General features: G+C 40.9%; 12 protein-coding genes and 1 riboswitch. All 12 genes read left to right on the top strand.

Translation table 11 applies throughout. From position 1 onward, the window contains the following. The first annotated feature begins 3 nt into the window (after positions 1 to 3). The 12 genes from ACGG81_RS08940 (at position 4) to ACGG81_RS08885 (ending at position 17,037) form a co-directional block, all read left to right on the top strand. Positions 4 to 990, top strand: coding sequence for a sensor histidine kinase (locus tag ACGG81_RS08940; RefSeq protein ID WP_009262186.1), 987 nt, complete (start codon positions 4 to 6; stop codon positions 988 to 990). Positions 991 to 1,158: 168 nt separating this feature from the next. Then, positions 1,159 to 2,541: an NCS2 family permease gene (locus ACGG81_RS08935; protein WP_008975164.1), complete on the top strand. Its 1,383-nt coding sequence runs from the start codon at positions 1,159 to 1,161 to the stop codon at positions 2,539 to 2,541. A 190-nt stretch (positions 2,542 to 2,731) separates the two neighbouring features. After that, positions 2,732 to 3,499: an ABC transporter ATP-binding protein gene (locus ACGG81_RS08930; RefSeq protein ID WP_009262185.1), complete on the top strand. Its 768-nt coding sequence runs from the start codon at positions 2,732 to 2,734 to the stop codon at positions 3,497 to 3,499. Beyond that, positions 3,492 to 5,483 (top strand): FtsX-like permease family protein, encoded by a 1,992-nt coding sequence (locus ACGG81_RS08925; protein WP_390107916.1) that lies wholly within the window; start codon positions 3,492 to 3,494, stop codon positions 5,481 to 5,483. Before ACGG81_RS08930 ends, ACGG81_RS08925 begins: the two co-directional genes overlap by 8 nt. Before the next feature lie 159 nt (positions 5,484 to 5,642). Beyond that, entirely contained in the window at positions 5,643 to 8,927 is a 3,285-nt protein-coding gene (locus ACGG81_RS08920) for a DUF5717 family protein (RefSeq protein ID WP_270196030.1), read from the top strand. Positions 8,928 to 8,941: 14 nt separating this feature from the next. Beyond that, the gene (locus tag ACGG81_RS08915) at positions 8,942 to 10,234 is read left to right on the top strand and encodes a DUF5716 family protein (protein ID WP_016438473.1); all 1,293 of its coding nucleotides are present in this window, start codon (positions 8,942 to 8,944) and stop codon (positions 10,232 to 10,234) included. Continuing rightward, a complete protein-coding gene (locus ACGG81_RS08910) occupies positions 10,212 to 10,988 on the top strand; it encodes a hypothetical protein (protein ID WP_119988294.1) in 777 nt (258 codons plus the stop codon). Before ACGG81_RS08915 ends, ACGG81_RS08910 begins: the two co-directional genes overlap by 23 nt. A gap of 32 nt (positions 10,989 to 11,020) precedes the next feature. Then, entirely contained in the window at positions 11,021 to 11,731 is a 711-nt protein-coding gene (gene purC / locus ACGG81_RS08905) for a phosphoribosylaminoimidazolesuccinocarboxamide synthase (RefSeq protein WP_119988291.1), read from the top strand. Between the two features lie 25 nt (positions 11,732 to 11,756). After that, positions 11,757 to 13,190: an adenylosuccinate lyase gene (purB, locus tag ACGG81_RS08900; RefSeq protein ID WP_117576696.1), complete on the top strand. Its 1,434-nt coding sequence runs from the start codon at positions 11,757 to 11,759 to the stop codon at positions 13,188 to 13,190. 433 nt (positions 13,191 to 13,623) lie between these two features. After that, entirely contained in the window at positions 13,624 to 15,018 is a 1,395-nt protein-coding gene (locus tag ACGG81_RS08895; protein WP_119988288.1) for a sodium:alanine symporter family protein, read from the top strand. A 21-nt stretch (positions 15,019 to 15,039) separates the two neighbouring features. Continuing rightward, positions 15,040 to 15,148: riboswitch (glycine riboswitch) on the top strand. A gap of 100 nt (positions 15,149 to 15,248) precedes the next feature. Next, positions 15,249 to 15,629 (top strand): GrdX family protein, encoded by a 381-nt coding sequence (locus ACGG81_RS08890; RefSeq protein ID WP_008975175.1) that lies wholly within the window; start codon positions 15,249 to 15,251, stop codon positions 15,627 to 15,629. Between the two features lie 124 nt (positions 15,630 to 15,753). After that, positions 15,754 to 17,037 carry a glycine/sarcosine/betaine reductase component B subunit gene (locus tag ACGG81_RS08885; RefSeq protein WP_008975176.1) on the top strand — a complete coding sequence of 428 codons (1,284 nt, stop codon included), beginning with the start codon at positions 15,754 to 15,756 and terminating at the stop codon, positions 17,035 to 17,037. Positions 17,038 to 17,048 lie beyond the last annotated feature (11 nt).

Below are 17,048 nucleotides of genomic sequence, written 5' to 3'. Positions count from 1 at the left end.
CGAATGATCAGATTAGCAGGTGCATATCTCAAAAAATGCCGAAAGGTGATTGCAGTATATATTGGGATTGTAACTATTTTTTTCGTTGTATTTTTCTTGTCATCGGTTCCGGTTGACACTGTGCAGTATGCTGCTTTTTTGTCTGTAGTTTTGATGTGCATTGTTGGGATAATTGATTTTGCAGATTTTGTGCGTCGATCTGGAAAGCTTCACGATATTTCAATGCAGCAACAAATGGAACTTAGCAGTCTTCCAAAAGCGAAGGAATCTATCGAGGACCAGTATCAGGAACTGCTGATCCGCCTGGAAGCATACAGAAGAGAGTTGGAGTCAGAAGCGGAAATTAATTATCAGGAAATGGTTGATTACTATACATTGTGGGCTCACCAAATAAAAACACCAATTGCGGCGATGAAGCTTTTGAATCAGTCAGACCAGATCGATCGAAGGGCGATGGAAGCGGAACTTTTTAAGACGGAGCAGTATGTGGAGATGGTATTATCTTATCTGCGTGCGGGAAATCTATCCTCCGATCTTGTCCTGCAGCGCTATTTTCTCGATGAAATTGCAAAAAAGGCAATCCGCAAATATTCGTCCTTGTTTATTTTGAAAAAAATCGAATTGGAATTTCACCCATCGAAGGTGGAAGTACTGACCGATGAACGGTGGGCAGTGTTTGTTGTGGAGCAGATTTTATCTAATGCATTAAAATACACAAAAAAAGGGAAAATCATTGTTCAGATAAAAGGGGACAGCATCATCGTGCAAGATACCGGAATCGGAATCAGCAGGGAAGATCTGCCAAGAGTGATGGAGAAAGGCTTTACCGGCTACAATGGCAGACAGGATAGAAAGTCTACAGGAATCGGGTTGTATCTCTGTAAAAAAATTATGAAAAAATTGGGACATTTGATTGAAATTGAATCAGAAGTGGGAAAAGGAACGACAGTGATCTTAAACTTTGGGCGTGAATTTGAGATTGCAGAGTAGTGGGTGTTTGGCTTATAAATAGTTATTAGTATATATGATAGGTGAATGATTTACTTTCTTACAAATCTTTGATAAAATTATGTACGGTTTTGGTCATGGCAGATCACAAAGGAAGTGTTCGCACATGAGAGAGAAAGTACATCGATACACTTAAGGAGGAAATGAGAGATGTTAGAGAAGTTGTTTAAATTAAAGGAGAACAACACGACTGTGAAGACAGAAGTGCTTGCCGGAATCACAACATTTATGACGATGGCATATATTCTGGCAGTCAACCCAAGCATTCTGGCGGCGGCCGGGATGGATCAAGGTGCAGTGTTTACTGCAACTGCGTTGGCGGCATGTTTAGGAACGATGTTGATGGCAATTTTTGCAAATTATCCATTTGCGCTGGCTCCGGGAATGGGGCTGAATGCATATTTTGCATACACAGTTGTAATTGGTATGGGATATAGCTGGCAGATCGCGCTGGCAGCAGTTTTTGTAGAAGGTCTTGTGTTCATTGTATTGTCTGTGACAAATGTGCGTGAGGCGATTTTTAATGCAATTCCGCTGAACTTAAAGTCAGCAGTGAGTGTGGGAATCGGTCTGTTTATCGCATTCATCGGACTGCAGAATGCAAAGATTGTAATTGGTGGATCTACTTTGGTGCAGTTGTTTTCTATTGAAGGATATAATGAACTGAATGGTGTGAAAGCATCTATGAACGATGTAGGGATCACGGTACTTCTTGCAGTGATCGGTGTGATCATCACAGCAATTCTTGTTGTAAAAAATGTAAAGGGAAATATTTTATGGGGAATTCTGATCACATGGATCCTTGGAATCCTTTGTCAGATCAGTGGTCTCTATGTTCCAAATGCAGAACTCGGAATGTTTAGTCTGTTACCGGATTTCAGCAAAGGAATCAGTGTGCCGAGTCTTGCACCGATTTTTGGAAAACTGAGTTTTTCAGGAATTAATATCGGACAGTTTATTATCGTTGTGTTCGCATTCTTGTTTGTAGATATTTTTGATACGCTTGGAACACTGATCGGTGTTTCGACAAAGGCTGGTATGCTTGATCAGGAAGGAAAGCTTCCGAAAATTAAAGGAGCACTGATGGCAGATGCGGTTGCTACAACAGCAGGTGCAGTGCTTGGAACATCGACGGTGACGACTTTTGTTGAAAGTGCTTCCGGTGTCTCAGAAGGAGGAAGAACAGGATTGACAGCAGTGACAACGGCAGTTTTATTCGGAGCATCATTATTGCTTTCACCGATTTTCCTTGCCATTCCATCATTTGCGACAGCGCCGGCACTGATCGTTGTTGGATTCTATATGCTGACCAATGTAGTAAATATTGATTTCGCTGATTTTACAGAAGGGCTTCCTTGCTTTATCTGTATCGCAGCAATGCCGTTTTTCTACAGCATTTCAGAAGGAATTGCTATGGGAGTCATCACTTATGTTGTGATCAATCTTGTAGCAGGAAAAGCAAAAGAAAAGAAGATGAGTTTATTGATGATCATCCTTGCTGTTCTGTTTGTAGGAAAATATTTCTTGTTATAAAAATCCATGACCATAGTTTTGGTAAGAAAATAGAAAGAATCTCCGGACAGGAAAAAGAAAACTGTTCGGAGATTTTTTATTTCTTTCAAAAATGTAAGATAGCGAAGAAAAATGTAAGGGAAAACGATGGCAGAGAAAACCGGATATTTTGTATAATGACACTGTGATCGAAAGACAGGAGGTAATGAATATGGCATTATTGGAAGTAAATAATCTAAAGAAAATTTATACAACCCGATTTGGAGGAACGCAGGTGGAAGCATTGCGAAATGTGAATTTTTCCGTGGAACCGCGAGAATACGTGGCAATCATGGGAGAATCCGGTTCGGGAAAAACGACATTGTTGAACATATTGGCTGCGCTTGACAGACCGACGAGCGGCAAAGTGTTTCTGAAAGGACGAGAGCTTGGAACAATCAAAGAGAAAGAGATGGCGGCATTCCGCAGGCAGAACTTAGGATTTGTTTTTCAAGATTTTAATCTGCTCGACACTTTTTCGCTGCAGGACAATATTTTCCTTCCGCTGGTCCTCTCCGGGAAGAAGTATCCGGAGATGGCGCGCAGACTGGAACCGATTGCGGCATCGCTTGGAATTGAGAAACTTTTAAAGAAATTTCCTTACGAGGTGTCTGGCGGGCAAAAACAACGGGCAGCAGTTGCAAGGGCATTGATCACAAAACCACAGCTGATCTTGGCAGATGAACCGACAGGAGCGCTTGATTCCAGATCGGCAGATGAACTTTTGGATTTGTTTCATGAAATTAATGAGAACGGACAGACGATTCTGATGGTGACGCACAGTATTAAGGCGGCAAGTACTGCGAAAAGGGTGCTCTTTATTAAGGATGGGGAGGTTTTCCATCAGCTCTATCGCGGAAATCTGTCGAATGAGCAGATGTACCAGAAAATCTCTGACACATTGACAGTTCTTGCTACGGGAGGTGAACAAGGTGAGTAGATCGGTTTATACAAAGCTGGCACTGACCAATCTGAAAAACAACAGAAAGACTTATGTGCCGTATGTGCTGACTGCCATTGTAACCGTGATGATGTATTACATTTTGTGTGGACTTGCAAGTGGAAGTTCAGTCGGTGACAGGACATTGCAGAGGGTATTAGAATATTCTTTGTCAGTAGTAGTGATTTTCTCGGTACTGTTTTTGTTCTACACGAATAGCTTTCTGATGAAACGACGAAAAAAAGAGATCGGTGTTTATAATATTTTGGGTCTGGGAAAGCAACACATTGCTAAAATGCTGACAATGGAGACACTTGTGACAGCATCTGTAAGCATTGCAGGTGGAATACTGGCGGGCCTTACGTTTGAAAAATTGATGTATTTGTGTCTGCAGAAACTGTTACGGTTTGAAACGGGGATGAAGTCAGAATTTCATATGGAGACAGTTTTTTCGACGGCGGTGCTGTTTTTTGGGATTTTTGCACTGACACTTTGCTATAATCTGCTGCAGATCCGGCTGTCAAACCCATCAGAGTTACTGCGGGCAGGAAAAGAAGGGGAAAAAGAACCGCGGACGAAATGGGTGCTTGCCTTGGTGGGAACAGTATTTCTTGGAATTGGATATTGTATTGCGTTGACGACAGAATCTCCACTGGAAGCAATCCCTAAATTTTTTCTGGCGGTAATCTGTGTGATCATCGGCACATATGCATTATTTATTGCAGGGAGCATCGCATTTCTGAAATTTTTGAAGGGAAGGAAGCGTTTTTATTATCAGACAAAACATTTTGTCTCTGTGTCAGGAATGATCTACCGAATGAAGCAAAATGGAGCAGGCCTTGCAAATATCTGTATTTTAAGTACGATTGTGCTTGTTATGATTTCGGCAACTGCATCACTGTATCTGGGAATTGATGATGTCATATCCAGCCGTTATCCGAGAGAGAGCCGGATAAAAACTAGCTTTTCTACACCCGAGCAGGACAGACAAATGCGTCAAATAGCAGAAGAAGTCTATGGGAAATATGATGTGAAAATGGTCGAAACGATGGAATACCATTACGGTTCATTTGTCTCAGTGTTTGACGGTGAACGATTTCTCAAGGAAAATGAGGTGAGTCAGGAAGATATGCTGGAAGTATGCCAGGTATATTTGATTCCGCTGGAAGATTATAATCAGATGGAGGGAATGTCGATATCGCTTGCGCAGGATGAGATGCTGGTGTATGTATCTAATGAAAAGAAAGAACTTCCAGGAACGCTTGCTTTTGGAGAGCGAAGATATCATGTCATACAGCAGTTAAAAGAACTAAAAATTGCGGGAAGTTCTACGCAAAATATGGCAGAGAATTATTATGTGATTTTGCTGGATATGGAATCAATCAATGGCATTTTGAAGGCGATGTATCAGGACAGTGGAATGAAAGAGGAGTATATCCAGGAGGCTTCTGTTATTTCTTATACACTACAGTCGAATTTAGAGGGGACTGAGGAAAATTGCAAGAAAGCGATTGCAGAACTGCGTGCAGCGTTTGATGCATCAGGAATTCCGGGATTTTATGAAACGAGACAGGAAGGAAAAGAAGGGATGTTTTCTATATTTGGAGGCTTGCTGTTCATTGGTATTTATCTTGGAATATTATTTTTGATGGCAACGGTTTTAATTATTTACTATAAGCAGATTTCGGAAGGATATGAGGATCGTGAGCGGTATCAGATTATGCAGAAAGTGGGGATGAGCAAAAAAGAAGTGAGAGACTCTATTAAAAGCCAGGTATTGCTTGTATTTTTTCTGCCGCTTGGAGCATCCATTCTTCACATTGCTGTGGCATTTAAGGTGTTGACAAAGTTGTTGGCAGGATTTGGATTTACCAATACAATGTTGTTTCTCGGATGTACTGTGGCAATCTCATTGCTTTTTGCAGTGTTTTATATCATTACTTTTGCAGTAACTGCAAGGGAATACTACAAAATTGTGGAATAGATTATTGCTCTTTGGGAAATGGTTCGATGAGATGGAGAAGAGAAGCTTTAAAAAAGTATCTGAAAAGTCTGTCATGAAAGCATTGCAAGAACATGGAGGATAATGCTATAATTTATTATCATGCAATGAAGAAAAAGCAATGTAAGAAACGACAAGTAGGTGAACGATTTGAAGAATAAAATCAAACATTTCTCAGAGGGCGATTTTCGAGCGATCCAACCGAAAATCCGACTTCCCGAGACGAAGATCATAATGAAGATCGGAGAGGGGAAAGTTTATCATGGAGAATTTTTAATAGAGAACGAAGAAGAGGGAGACGTAAGAGGTCTTGTCTATGCCTCTTCTTTTCGCATGCATTGCAGCGAACAAGGATTTGAAGGGCATCAGGTTAAGATTCATTTCACATACGATGCGTCAGGAATGCTTCCCGGGCAGATAGAGAAGGGGTATTTTACGATTGTATGCAGTGGGGGAGAATTTGAACTTCCGTTTACTGCGATCATTGAAAAGCCGTATGTTATGACATCTGTTGGGAAAGTACAAGATATGGAAAGCTTTCGCAGGCTGGCAGAGAAAGATTACCTGGAGGCAGCGAGGCTGTTTCGCTCAAGAGATTTTTATCAGATTTTAAAATATGAAGAGAAGCGTTGGAGCAATCTGTACAGCAATATGAGAAAATGGTCTCTGGATGAACAGGGATTGGAAGAATTTTTAGTTGGAACGAAGCAGAAAGAACGGATTTTTCTGACATTGTCAGAAGAGACGGAATCGTTTTTTGATCTGCAGACGTCTAAAAAAGAAGCAATCCGTATTACAAAAAACACGTGGGGATATATGGAAGTGGCCGTGGAGGTGAAAGGTGACTTCCTTTGTCTTGTACAGAATCGTTTTTCAACAGAAGACTTTGTTGGGAACCGGTATCAGTTAGAATATGTAATTGAAAGTGATCTGCTTCATGGCGGGAAAAATTACGGGGAGATCGTTATTCGCACTCCCTATGAGACGTTGACATATACGGTTGTAGTTTCTCAAAACCCGGCAAAGAGCAGTGATAGGCGAGAGCAGGCAAAAGAATGGATCAAGCTTTTATCTTCTTATTTACAGTGTGAAGCCGGAAAAGCTCAGAAGGAAATGTGGATTAAGGAGGCAAAAGGATATATCCAAAGAAGGCAGCAGGAAGATTCGGACAATGATCTATATCTGTTATTACAAGCACAGCTTGCCATATTAGAGGGACGCAAAAAGGATGCTCAGGATAATTTAGATCAATATAGTTACAGCAGATTTTCTTTGAGCAAGAAATTTGAGATGGATGCATATTACCTTTATTTGACTGCGGTCTGCCGGGCTGAAGAAGCATACACGAAGAAAACGGTAGAAGACATTCGAAGAATGTATATGAAAAACCGAGAATCCTGGCAGATTCTGTGCATTTTAGTGGAATTAGATGAAATTTATCAGGACAGACAGGAGAAACTTTCTCGTCTGGAGGAACAGTATCAAAAAGGTGCAAATAGTATTTTGTTTTATTTGCAGGCATACCGGTGTTATAGGGAGCAACCGGAATGTATTAAAAAGCTTGGGGCATTTGAAATCCGTGTCTTTTCTTTTGCGGCAAAATATGGTCTGCTCAGTGAGGAAGTGGCATTATATATCGCGAATCTTGCCACACAGTTAAAAGGATTTGATAAGAACATTTACCAGATCCTTGGGAAAGCTTACGAACAATATCCGGATCCGATGATTTTAAATGCAGTCTGCACAATGTTGATCAAGGGAAGCAGACTGGATGGAGAATATTTTGTGTGGTATGAGCGGGCGGTCAAAGCAGGTCTGAAGATTGCACAACTCTATGAATCTTATATGATCACAATTCATGGTAAAAAAGCGAAGGAACCCCTGCCAAAATCTATTTATCTGTATTTTCTGCACGGATCTGTGCTGGATTATACGAAGCTTGCAGTGTTATATGCAAATGTGATTCTTCATGTAGAGGAGACAAGTGAGCTATATGGACAATATCGGGAGAAGATGGAACAGTTTGCATTGACCCAGCTGGAGAAAAAGCATATTACAGAGCCGCTCCGGATCATTTATAAACGCTTTTTAAATGAAGAAAATCTGACTCCAAAACGAAGGGAAGCTTTGAATGAAATCTGTCATGTCTATGAGGTGATCGTGCAGTCTGACCAGATGAAATCAGTAATCGTAATCAACGCCGAAGGAGAGATTGCAAACAGAGTTTCCGTGATCGATGGAAAAGCACAAATCCATCTGTACTCGAAGGAAGACCGCATTGTCTGGGAAGGAAGAAATGGGATCCACTATGTAGAATCTGTAAATTATGAGAGCAGACGTCTCTTTTATGATAAGCATTATTTAGAATTGTGCAGACCGGATCCAGAGCAGGAAGAGGAAGAAGGATACTGCAGCCGACCGCTGACGTTTGAAGAGGTGCAGGACAATGGATTAGAGCAGTATGAGCACGAAGAAGTTTTTCATCTATGCAGTAAAAAAATCAGAGAGGATAACTATGCGGAAGATGATTTTCTTACCTACCTGACCTTCTCTTTGTTCCAGGAGGAATATTATGATAAGGCAGTGCTGACTTATCTGGCAAATTACTATTGTGGACCGACAAAAGATATGAAACGGCTTTGGCGTGTGGCGAGAGAGTATGAGATACAGACCTTCCAGTTAGCAGAACGTATTTTGACACAGATGCTGTTTTCTGAGCAGATGTTTGGGGAGGCGGAGATTTTTCTGGATTACTATTATGGAAAGCCATATTATCGTTTGAAATGGGCATATCTTGTTTATGTGTGCAGAGAGTATGTCACAAAGCAAAGAGAGATTGCCGATGAAGTGATGGAAATTTTATGTATGGAATATCATCACCAGTCCACGATACCAGAAGTGTGTCAGATTGCTGTACTTCAGTATTATGCAGATCATGCGTGGGGAGATGTTCAGGAAAACATGCTCTTGACGTTTCTGCGCGAACTGAGTATCCGCCAGATTTATTTTCCGTTTTTCTTACAGTATCGCAAAGACTGGTTAAAGGAACTCCAGCTATATGATAAGACGATGGTAGCATATTATGCAAAAAAGAAAGGGAAAGTAACTTTTCGATATCAACTGATCCGGGATGGAGAAGAGGCAGGAGAGTATCATTCGGAGGTACTTGGTCCGGTCTATGAGAATGTCTATGTGAAGTCGATGATCTTGTTTGAAGGAGAAGAACTCCGCTATTATTTCGTGGAATCTGGTGAAAAGAGTGAGATTCGTACGGAAAAGGCAGTCTGCAGGAAAGTGGATCGACAGAAGGAGATTGGAAAATATATGCGCATCAACCAGCTGATCCGCGAAGGACAAAAGCAAGAACTGATAGAAAATTTTGCAGAGGAAGAGCAGATGTCAGAACTTCTGTTTCCGATTTATTGATAGGGGGGAGAGATATGGGACAAGGCAGTATTATTGGATATGATCTGAGTGAAGAAGGATGCCAGATCAGTTATTATAATGAAGCGCAGCATGAGCCGGAGACAGTGAAAAACGAGTCCAGAGAATATCAGATTCCTCTTGTGATCGGATGCAAGAATGATGCATGGTATATCGGGGAAGAGGCTCGCAGTCATGCAAAACACAAGGATGGGGCGATGGCGACAGATCTGCTTGCCAAAAGTATGCACGGAGCTAAGATCCATTTGGGGAGAAGAACTTACGATGCAGTGTGGCTTCTTGCAAAATTTATCCGTCTCACACTTCAGCAGTTTGACAAGATTGAGTCGATTGTCTTCTGTGTGCCCGAGATGAGTCCGGATATTGCAAGGATGCTGAGGGGCATTGGACAGCGGATGGGGATCGAACGGAAGAAGATCCATGTGCAGGACTACAAAGAAAGTTACTGCTATTTTATGTTTTATCAGCCAAAAGAGCTTTGGCAATATGAATCAGCGCTGTTTTACTGTGACAAAAGACAGATTAAGGCATATATGTTAAGTCAGATTGCGGCGGGAGCAAAGTTGAAGAAGCAGACGTTTGTCACTGTTGATGAGGTGGCAAGTGCTCAGATGGAAGAGCTGAAAGCGGTGTATCCGGTGCTGAATGTCGAGCAGGCTAAGATGGCAGATTTTCGCTTTCAAAAATTTATCGAGAGTGTATTTGAGAAAAAAATCGTTTCCTCTGTATTTTTGATGGGAGAAGGATTTGAAAATAACTGGTATCCGAATTCCTTGAAGGTGTTGTGTAATGGAAGAAGGGCATTTCTTGGAAATAATCTGTACAGCAAAGGAGCATGCTATACAGCATACCAGCGTGGACAGGAAGAACTGATGAAAGAACAGGAAGGGCCGGTGTATCTTGATGAAAGTAAGCTGAAAGAGCAGATTTCTATTCAGCTGCGGCAGCATGGAAAAGAAGAATGGTACCCACTTGTACCATGGGGCAGACATTGGTATGAAGGAGATGGTCAGTGGGAAGTGCTTTTAGAAGACACGGATGATATTGAAATCAAGGTGGAGTCCTTGCTGACCGGCACATCACGCATCGAGCGCGTGCAAGTAAATGAGCTTCCAAAACGTGCAAAATATACGATCCGGCTTCAAGTAGAAGTTCTTTTTGTCGAAGAGAATGTCTGCAAGATTCTGTTTAAAGATGTCGGATTTGGAGAATTTTTCCCGGCTACAGATTTTGTCAGGGAACATACGATTTATTTAGGAGGAAGAAATGAGCAGTTTGATACTATGTAATAAAAAGCGCGCAAAACAGCCGTACGAAGTGTCGCGGATCCACTGCCGGATCTACACATTGGAAGAACTCTGCTATTATCTCTCCAATAATCTGTATCTGATTGATTATACGATTGTCAATGAGAGACTCTGTGACTGGATAGAAGCAGAACTTGGGCTTTTAAGGCTGGCAGAGCAACTTCGGACGATGCTGCAAAAACATAGCTCGGAAGAGCGATTTGTCATGCGGATTTTGTCGAGCTCTTCGATTTATACAGCGGGAGAACTGCAGCAGATCCAAAATATTTTGGACCGGTTGAAAAATCAAAAAGAAATTGAACGACAGAAATATAAAGCGGATAATCTTTTGGAAAACAGAGAATTCGAAGATGCGATTCTTGTGTATCAGTCCATTTTATATGGCGATAGGGATGATTCGGTGGAAGATGCTTTTTATGGAAAGATTTATGCGTGCCTTGGATCGGCATATGGCAGACAATTTCTTTACCGGGAAGCGATGGAGATGTATGAAAAGGCGTTTCAGACATACAAAGAGCCGTCGATCGTCAAAGCATATATTTACTGTGCGTATAAGGCGTATACAAAGGAAGAATATGAACTCTTTCTGCTGAAAAACACAGTGTACCCGAAAGTGCACCGGGAACTGATGGAGGAACTGCAGACATACGCACAGGAAAAACGTGAAGAAGGAAAAGCAAAGCTGCTGGAAATTGAAAAGATAAAATCAACGTACCGACGCAATCAACTTTGCTGATTGAAAAATAGGAAAGGAACTGGTGAAAGCATATGAAAAAAATGGAACAACTCTATGAGGGAAAAGCAAAAAGAGTATTTCTGACCGAAGATCCTGAGGTGGTGATCGTATCTTATAAGGATGATGCGACAGCATTTAATGGAGAGAAGAAAGGTACGATTTCTGGAAAAGGAGTGGTCAATAACCGGATGACAAATCATGTTTTTAAGATGATGGAAAAAGAAGGGATCCCTACTCATCTGGTAGAAGAGTTAAATGACCGTGAAACTGCTGTGAAGAAAGTGGAGATTGTACCACTTGAAGTGATTGTAAGAAATGTGGCAGCCGGGAGCTTTTCAAAACGGATGGGTGTCGAAGAAGGAACAGAACTCCTGTGCCCAATTTTAGAATTTAGTTATAAAAATGATGAACTTGGAGATCCATTTATTAATGATGATTATGCGTTAGCACTGGGATTGGCAGAGCAGGAGGAGATTGACACCATTCGTACTTATGCAAAAAAGGTAAATGAATTTTTGAAAGGATATTTCCTGGATGCAGGTATGAAATTGATTGATTTCAAAATTGAATTTGGACGATTGCCGGATGGAACAATCATTCTTGCAGATGAAGTGTCACCGGATACATGCAGACTCTGGGACGTAGATACCAATGAAAAACTTGACAAAGACAGATTCCGCCGTGATATGGGGAACGTCGAGGAAGCCTATGAAGAGGTTTTCCACCGTCTTGGACTTTTATAAAGAAAAGTAGAAGGAGAATAACAATATGAGCACTGACAGATATCAAAGCCCGTTATCAGAAAGATATGCAAGTAAAGAAATGCAGTTTGTCTTCTCGCCGGATATGAAATTCCGCACATGGAGAAAACTCTGGATCGCGCTTGCGGAGACAGAAAGAGAACTTGGACTAAATATTACGGAAGAACAGATTGAAGAAATGAAGGCGCACGCAGATTGTATCAACTACGATGTGGCAAGAGCGCGTGAAAAAGTAGTACGACATGATGTGATGGCGCATGTGTATGCTTTTGGCCAGCAATGCCCGAAGGCGAAAGGAATTATACATCTTGGAGCTACATCTTGTTATGTTGGAGATAATACAGATATTATTGTGATGGCAGAGGCGCTTAAAATTGTGAAAAAGAAACTGGTCAATGTTATCGCAGAACTTGCAAAGTTTGCAGATGAGTATAAAGCACTTCCGACGCTTGCGTTCACGCATTTTCAGCCGGCACAGCCTACGACAGTTGGAAAGAGGGCAACGCTTTGGATGCAGGAGTTTCTGATGGATCTGGAAGATTTGGAATATGTAGCCGGAAGTCTGAAACTTCTAGGCTCCAAAGGAACAACAGGGACTCAGGCAAGCTTTTTGGAACTGTTTGATGGGGACCAGGACACCATCGATAAGATTGATCCGATGATTGCACAGAGAATGGGATTTAAAGCCTGCTATCCGGTTTCCGGTCAGACTTATTCTAGAAAAGTAGATACAAGGGTGTTAAATGTTCTTGCGGGAATTGCGGCAAGTGCGCACAAATTTTCTAATGATATTCGTTTGCTTCAACATTTAAAAGAAGTAGAAGAGCCATTTGAAAAATCCCAGATAGGGTCTTCTGCGATGGCTTATAAGAGAAATCCGATGCGGAGCGAGAGGATTGCGTCTCTGTCCAGATATGTGATGGCAGATGCACTGAATCCGGCAATCACATCTGCTACACAGTGGTTTGAAAGAACTTTAGATGATTCTGCAAACAAAAGGCTTAGCATACCGGAAGGATTTTTGGCAATAGATGGTATTTTGGATCTGTGCCTGAATGTGGTGGATGGACTTGTCGTATATCCGAAGGTGATTGAAAAGCGTCTGCGTGCAGAACTTCCATTTATGGCAACAGAAAATATTATGATGGATGCAGTAAAGGCCGGAGGAGACAGACAGGAACTTCATGAGAGAATTCGCGAACTTTCTATGGAGGCAGGACGCAATGTAAAGGAAAAAGGTCTGGATAATAATTTGTTGGAATTAATTGCGGCAGATCCGGCATTTAATATGACATTGGAAGAATTGCAGCAAACAATGGAACCGTCCAGATATACAGGACGGGCGAAAGAACAGGTAGAAAGCTTCCTTGAGAATGTAATCCGTCCGGTTTTAGAAGAGAATCAAGCAGTTCTTGGAATGACCGCTGAGATCAATGTCTAATGTACGATAGCGCTGTAAGTGTGGAAGTAGAAGAAATATTGTAACAATTGCAATAAATAGATATTTTGTATAGAAAGAAAAGAGACGAATGCCAAACGGACATTCGTCTTTTTTCGTAGGTTTTTTGTCGAAAGCGGTTTGTTTTCTGTCGAAAACTAGCAAATTGACAAAAATTTGACTAAGATTTCAAAAGATGAAAAAAGACAATAGACAAAATGAACAAAATAAGATATAATGAAATATGCAAAATAAATAAAAAACAAAGTTCATATATAGAAGATATAAATAAACACCTAAAAATGTGTAAAAATCTGAACAAAGATGTGTAAAATGCATAAAAAGAGTTGAAATAATCCCGCTCATCATGTAATATATATGACATAAGAGATATTCAATAAAACCACCGAAAAACGGTGCGTGAGGAGGGATTTGTTTGAGTCTGAATGATTTAGTAGTAGCCATTCAAGGTGTACTAGCAGACAAAATCTTGATTGTAGTTTTGGTAGGTGCTGGACTTTGGTTCACATTTAATCTTGGCTTCATTCAGGTAAGAGGATTCGGAGAAGGCTGGAAGCGTACTTTTGGAGGTCTCTTCAAAAAAAGCGACAAAGCCGGAAAAGAAGGAATGTCTTCCTTCCAGGCGTTAGCAACAGCTATCGCGGCACAAGTAGGTACAGGTAACCTTGCGGGAGCAGCAACAGCAATCGCTATGGGTGGTCCTGGAGCAATTTTCTGGATGTGGGTAAGTGCTTTCTTAGGAATGGCAACAATTTATGCGGAAGCACTTATGGCTCAGAAGTACAAACAGGTCGGAGATGACGGAACAGTTACCGGAGGTCCTGTATACTACATCAGAGCAGCATTTACCGGAAAATTCGGTAAGATTCTTGCAGCAACATTTGCAGTACTCATTATCTTTGCATTAGGCTTTATGGGAAATGCAGTACAGTCTAACTCCATTGGAGATGCATTCGGAACAGCATTTGGAATTAATCCATGGATTATCGGTATTATTATCGCAGCTATTTCGTTGTTTGTCTTTGTGGGTGGTATTTCAAGAATCGCTTCCTTGACAGAAAAGATCGTCCCGATCATGGCAGCATTCTACATTGTGGGTGCATTGATTGTCATCATCTGTAACGGAAATATGATTCCGAAGGCATTTCACGATATCTTCGTAGGAGCTTTCAATCCGCAGGCAATCGGCGGTGGAGTTCTTGGTTGGACAGTATCTAGAGCACTTGCAAGAGGTGTTGGACGTGGATTGTTCTCAAATGAAGCAGGTATGGGATCTACACCACATGCACATGCAGTTGCAAAGGTAGATCATCCTGTAGAACAAGGTTTTGTTGCTATGATGGGTGTGTTTATTGATACATTTGTTGTTCTGACTTTAACAGCACTTGTAATCCTTACAAGTGGTATGGTAGGACAGACAGATCCATTGACAGGAGCAGCTTTCACAGGAACAGCTCTTACACAGGCTGGATTTGCAAGCGTATTTGGAAAATTTGGAGAAGTTTTCATTGCAATCTGTATGTTCTTCTTCGCATTTTCTACAATCATCGGATGGTATTTCTTCGGTGAAGCAAATATCAAGTACTTATTTGGATCAAAAGCAGTGAAAGTATATGCGATTCTTGTGGCGGTATGTATCGTAGCAGGATCAGCAGTAAAAGTTGATTTAATCTGGAACATGGCAGACTGCTTCAACAGTGCAATGGTAATTCCGAATATTATCGGTCTGTTTGCACTGAGTAAGGTAGTAAAAGAAGTACACAAAGATTACTTTAATAACTTCAAGCCAAAACAGATGAAGAAAAAATAAATATTGGAAAAGAAGATGGGAAGATATTTCTTGTGAGAGCGTTTCTGAAACAGGAAACCGCCGAAGATGCAAACCAGGTAACGGTCAATTAACTGGTGAAACTTTCAGGCAAAAGGAGTGAGAAATGGACCATATTCTGGACTTGGACGTAATGTCAGAAAAGAACAGAAAGGACGACTTGGTAGCAACAGTTACGAAAGCCGTCCTTTTTTTAACAACAAGGTGAGAACATGAAAAAAGCATTTAAGATAGTAACAAACAATCCCTTAGTAAAAGAAACATTAGAAAATGAATATCATATTGAGTTCGTAGAGTGCTCCTATGAGGAGATACTTAGAAAAGTAAGAAACTATATTTATGAAGGGTATGAGCTTCTGACACATCCGCTGTCTGGAAGTGTGAAGCCGAATGAAACACCGTATAAATCGATTATGGTGTCAGAAAAGAAAGAAAAGCTGGATCCGCGGTCTATGGAGATTATTGAGTATGCGATTCAGTCTTGTAAAAAATTTCAGTTTAAATCAGATAAGTATGCACCGGAAGTCTATGAAGATTTTCAAGTGGTGGATTTGAAATTGATTGAGAGTGCAATTCCGTCTGCGATTTTTTAAAAAAAGAATCGCAGATGGGATTGAATAGCAAGAGAAAATGAAAAATTCAATGACATTGGCTGTAATAGTACGTTAAGGTACTTAGAGCATATATAACTAAACACAATAAAGGAGGGAATTTACAGTGAGAAGATTAGAATTAGGTCACATTAACATTAAAGACATTCAGTTTGGACCAGAGTCTAAAATCGAAGATGGCGTACTTTATGTTGATGAAGAAGCTGTAAAAGCAATCGTTCTTGAGGACGAAAGAATTAAAGACTGCAAGCTTGATATTGCAAGACCGGGTGAGAGCGTAAGAATCACACCTGTAAAAGATGTTATCGAGCCACGTGTAAAAGTTGAAGGTCGTGGAGGAATTTTCCCAGGTGTAATCAGCAAGGTGGATACAGTTGGTGAAGGTAAAACATATGCACTCAAAGGTATGGCTGTTGTTACAGCAGGTAAGATCGTTGGTTTCCAGGAAGGTATCATCGATATGACAGGCCCAGGTGCAGAATATACACCATTCTCAAAATTAAACAACTTAGTTGTTGTATGTGAACCTGTAGAAGGAATCAAACAGCACGATTATGAGCCAGCTGTAAGATTTGCAGGATTCAGAGTAGCTGTTTACCTTGGAGAGTTAGCTCGTGAACTGACACCAGATAAAACAGAAGTATTTGAAACATATGGAGTTATGGAAGGTGCTGAAAAATTCCCAGGACTTCCAAGAGTAGCATATGTTCAGATGTTACAGTCTCAGGGATTACTTCACGATACATATGTATACGGAGTAGATGCTAAGAAAACATTATCTACAATTATGACACCAACAGAAATTATGGACGGTGCTATCGTATCTGGTAACTGTGTATCTGCATGTGATAAGAACCCTACATATGTACATGAAAACAATGGTGTTGTACATGATTTATTTGAAGAACACGGTAAAACATTAAACTTTGTTTGCCATATTATTACAAACGAAAACGTATACCTTGCTGATAAGCAGCGCTCATCAGACTGGACAGCTAAACTTTGCCGTTTATTAGATCTTGATGGTATCGTATTATCTCAGGAAGGTTTCGGTAACCCAGATACAGACCTTATCATGAACTGTAAGAAAATCGAAGCAGAAGGTGTTAAGACAGTAATCATTACTGACGAATACGCTGGACGTGATGGAAAATCTCAGTCATTAGCAGATGCTGACGTAGCAGCTGACGCAGTAATCACAGGCGGAAATGCTAACCAGGTAATCGTGCTTCCAAAACTTGACAAAGTGATCGGAACATTAGATTACGTGAACACAATCGCTGGTGGTAACGAACACAGCTTACGTGAAGATGGAACAATTGAAGTTGAAATCCAGGCAATTACTGGTGCAACAAACGAAACAGGTTTCGGTTACTTAAGTGCAAGATAGGGAAGGAGGAA

Source organism: Faecalimonas umbilicata, assembly GCF_042846195.1.
Lineage (GTDB): Bacteria > Bacillota > Clostridia > Lachnospirales > Lachnospiraceae > Faecalimonas > Faecalimonas umbilicata.
The sequence above is the reverse complement of the archived record's forward strand: the minus strand, read 5'-3'. Positions and strand labels throughout refer to the sequence as shown.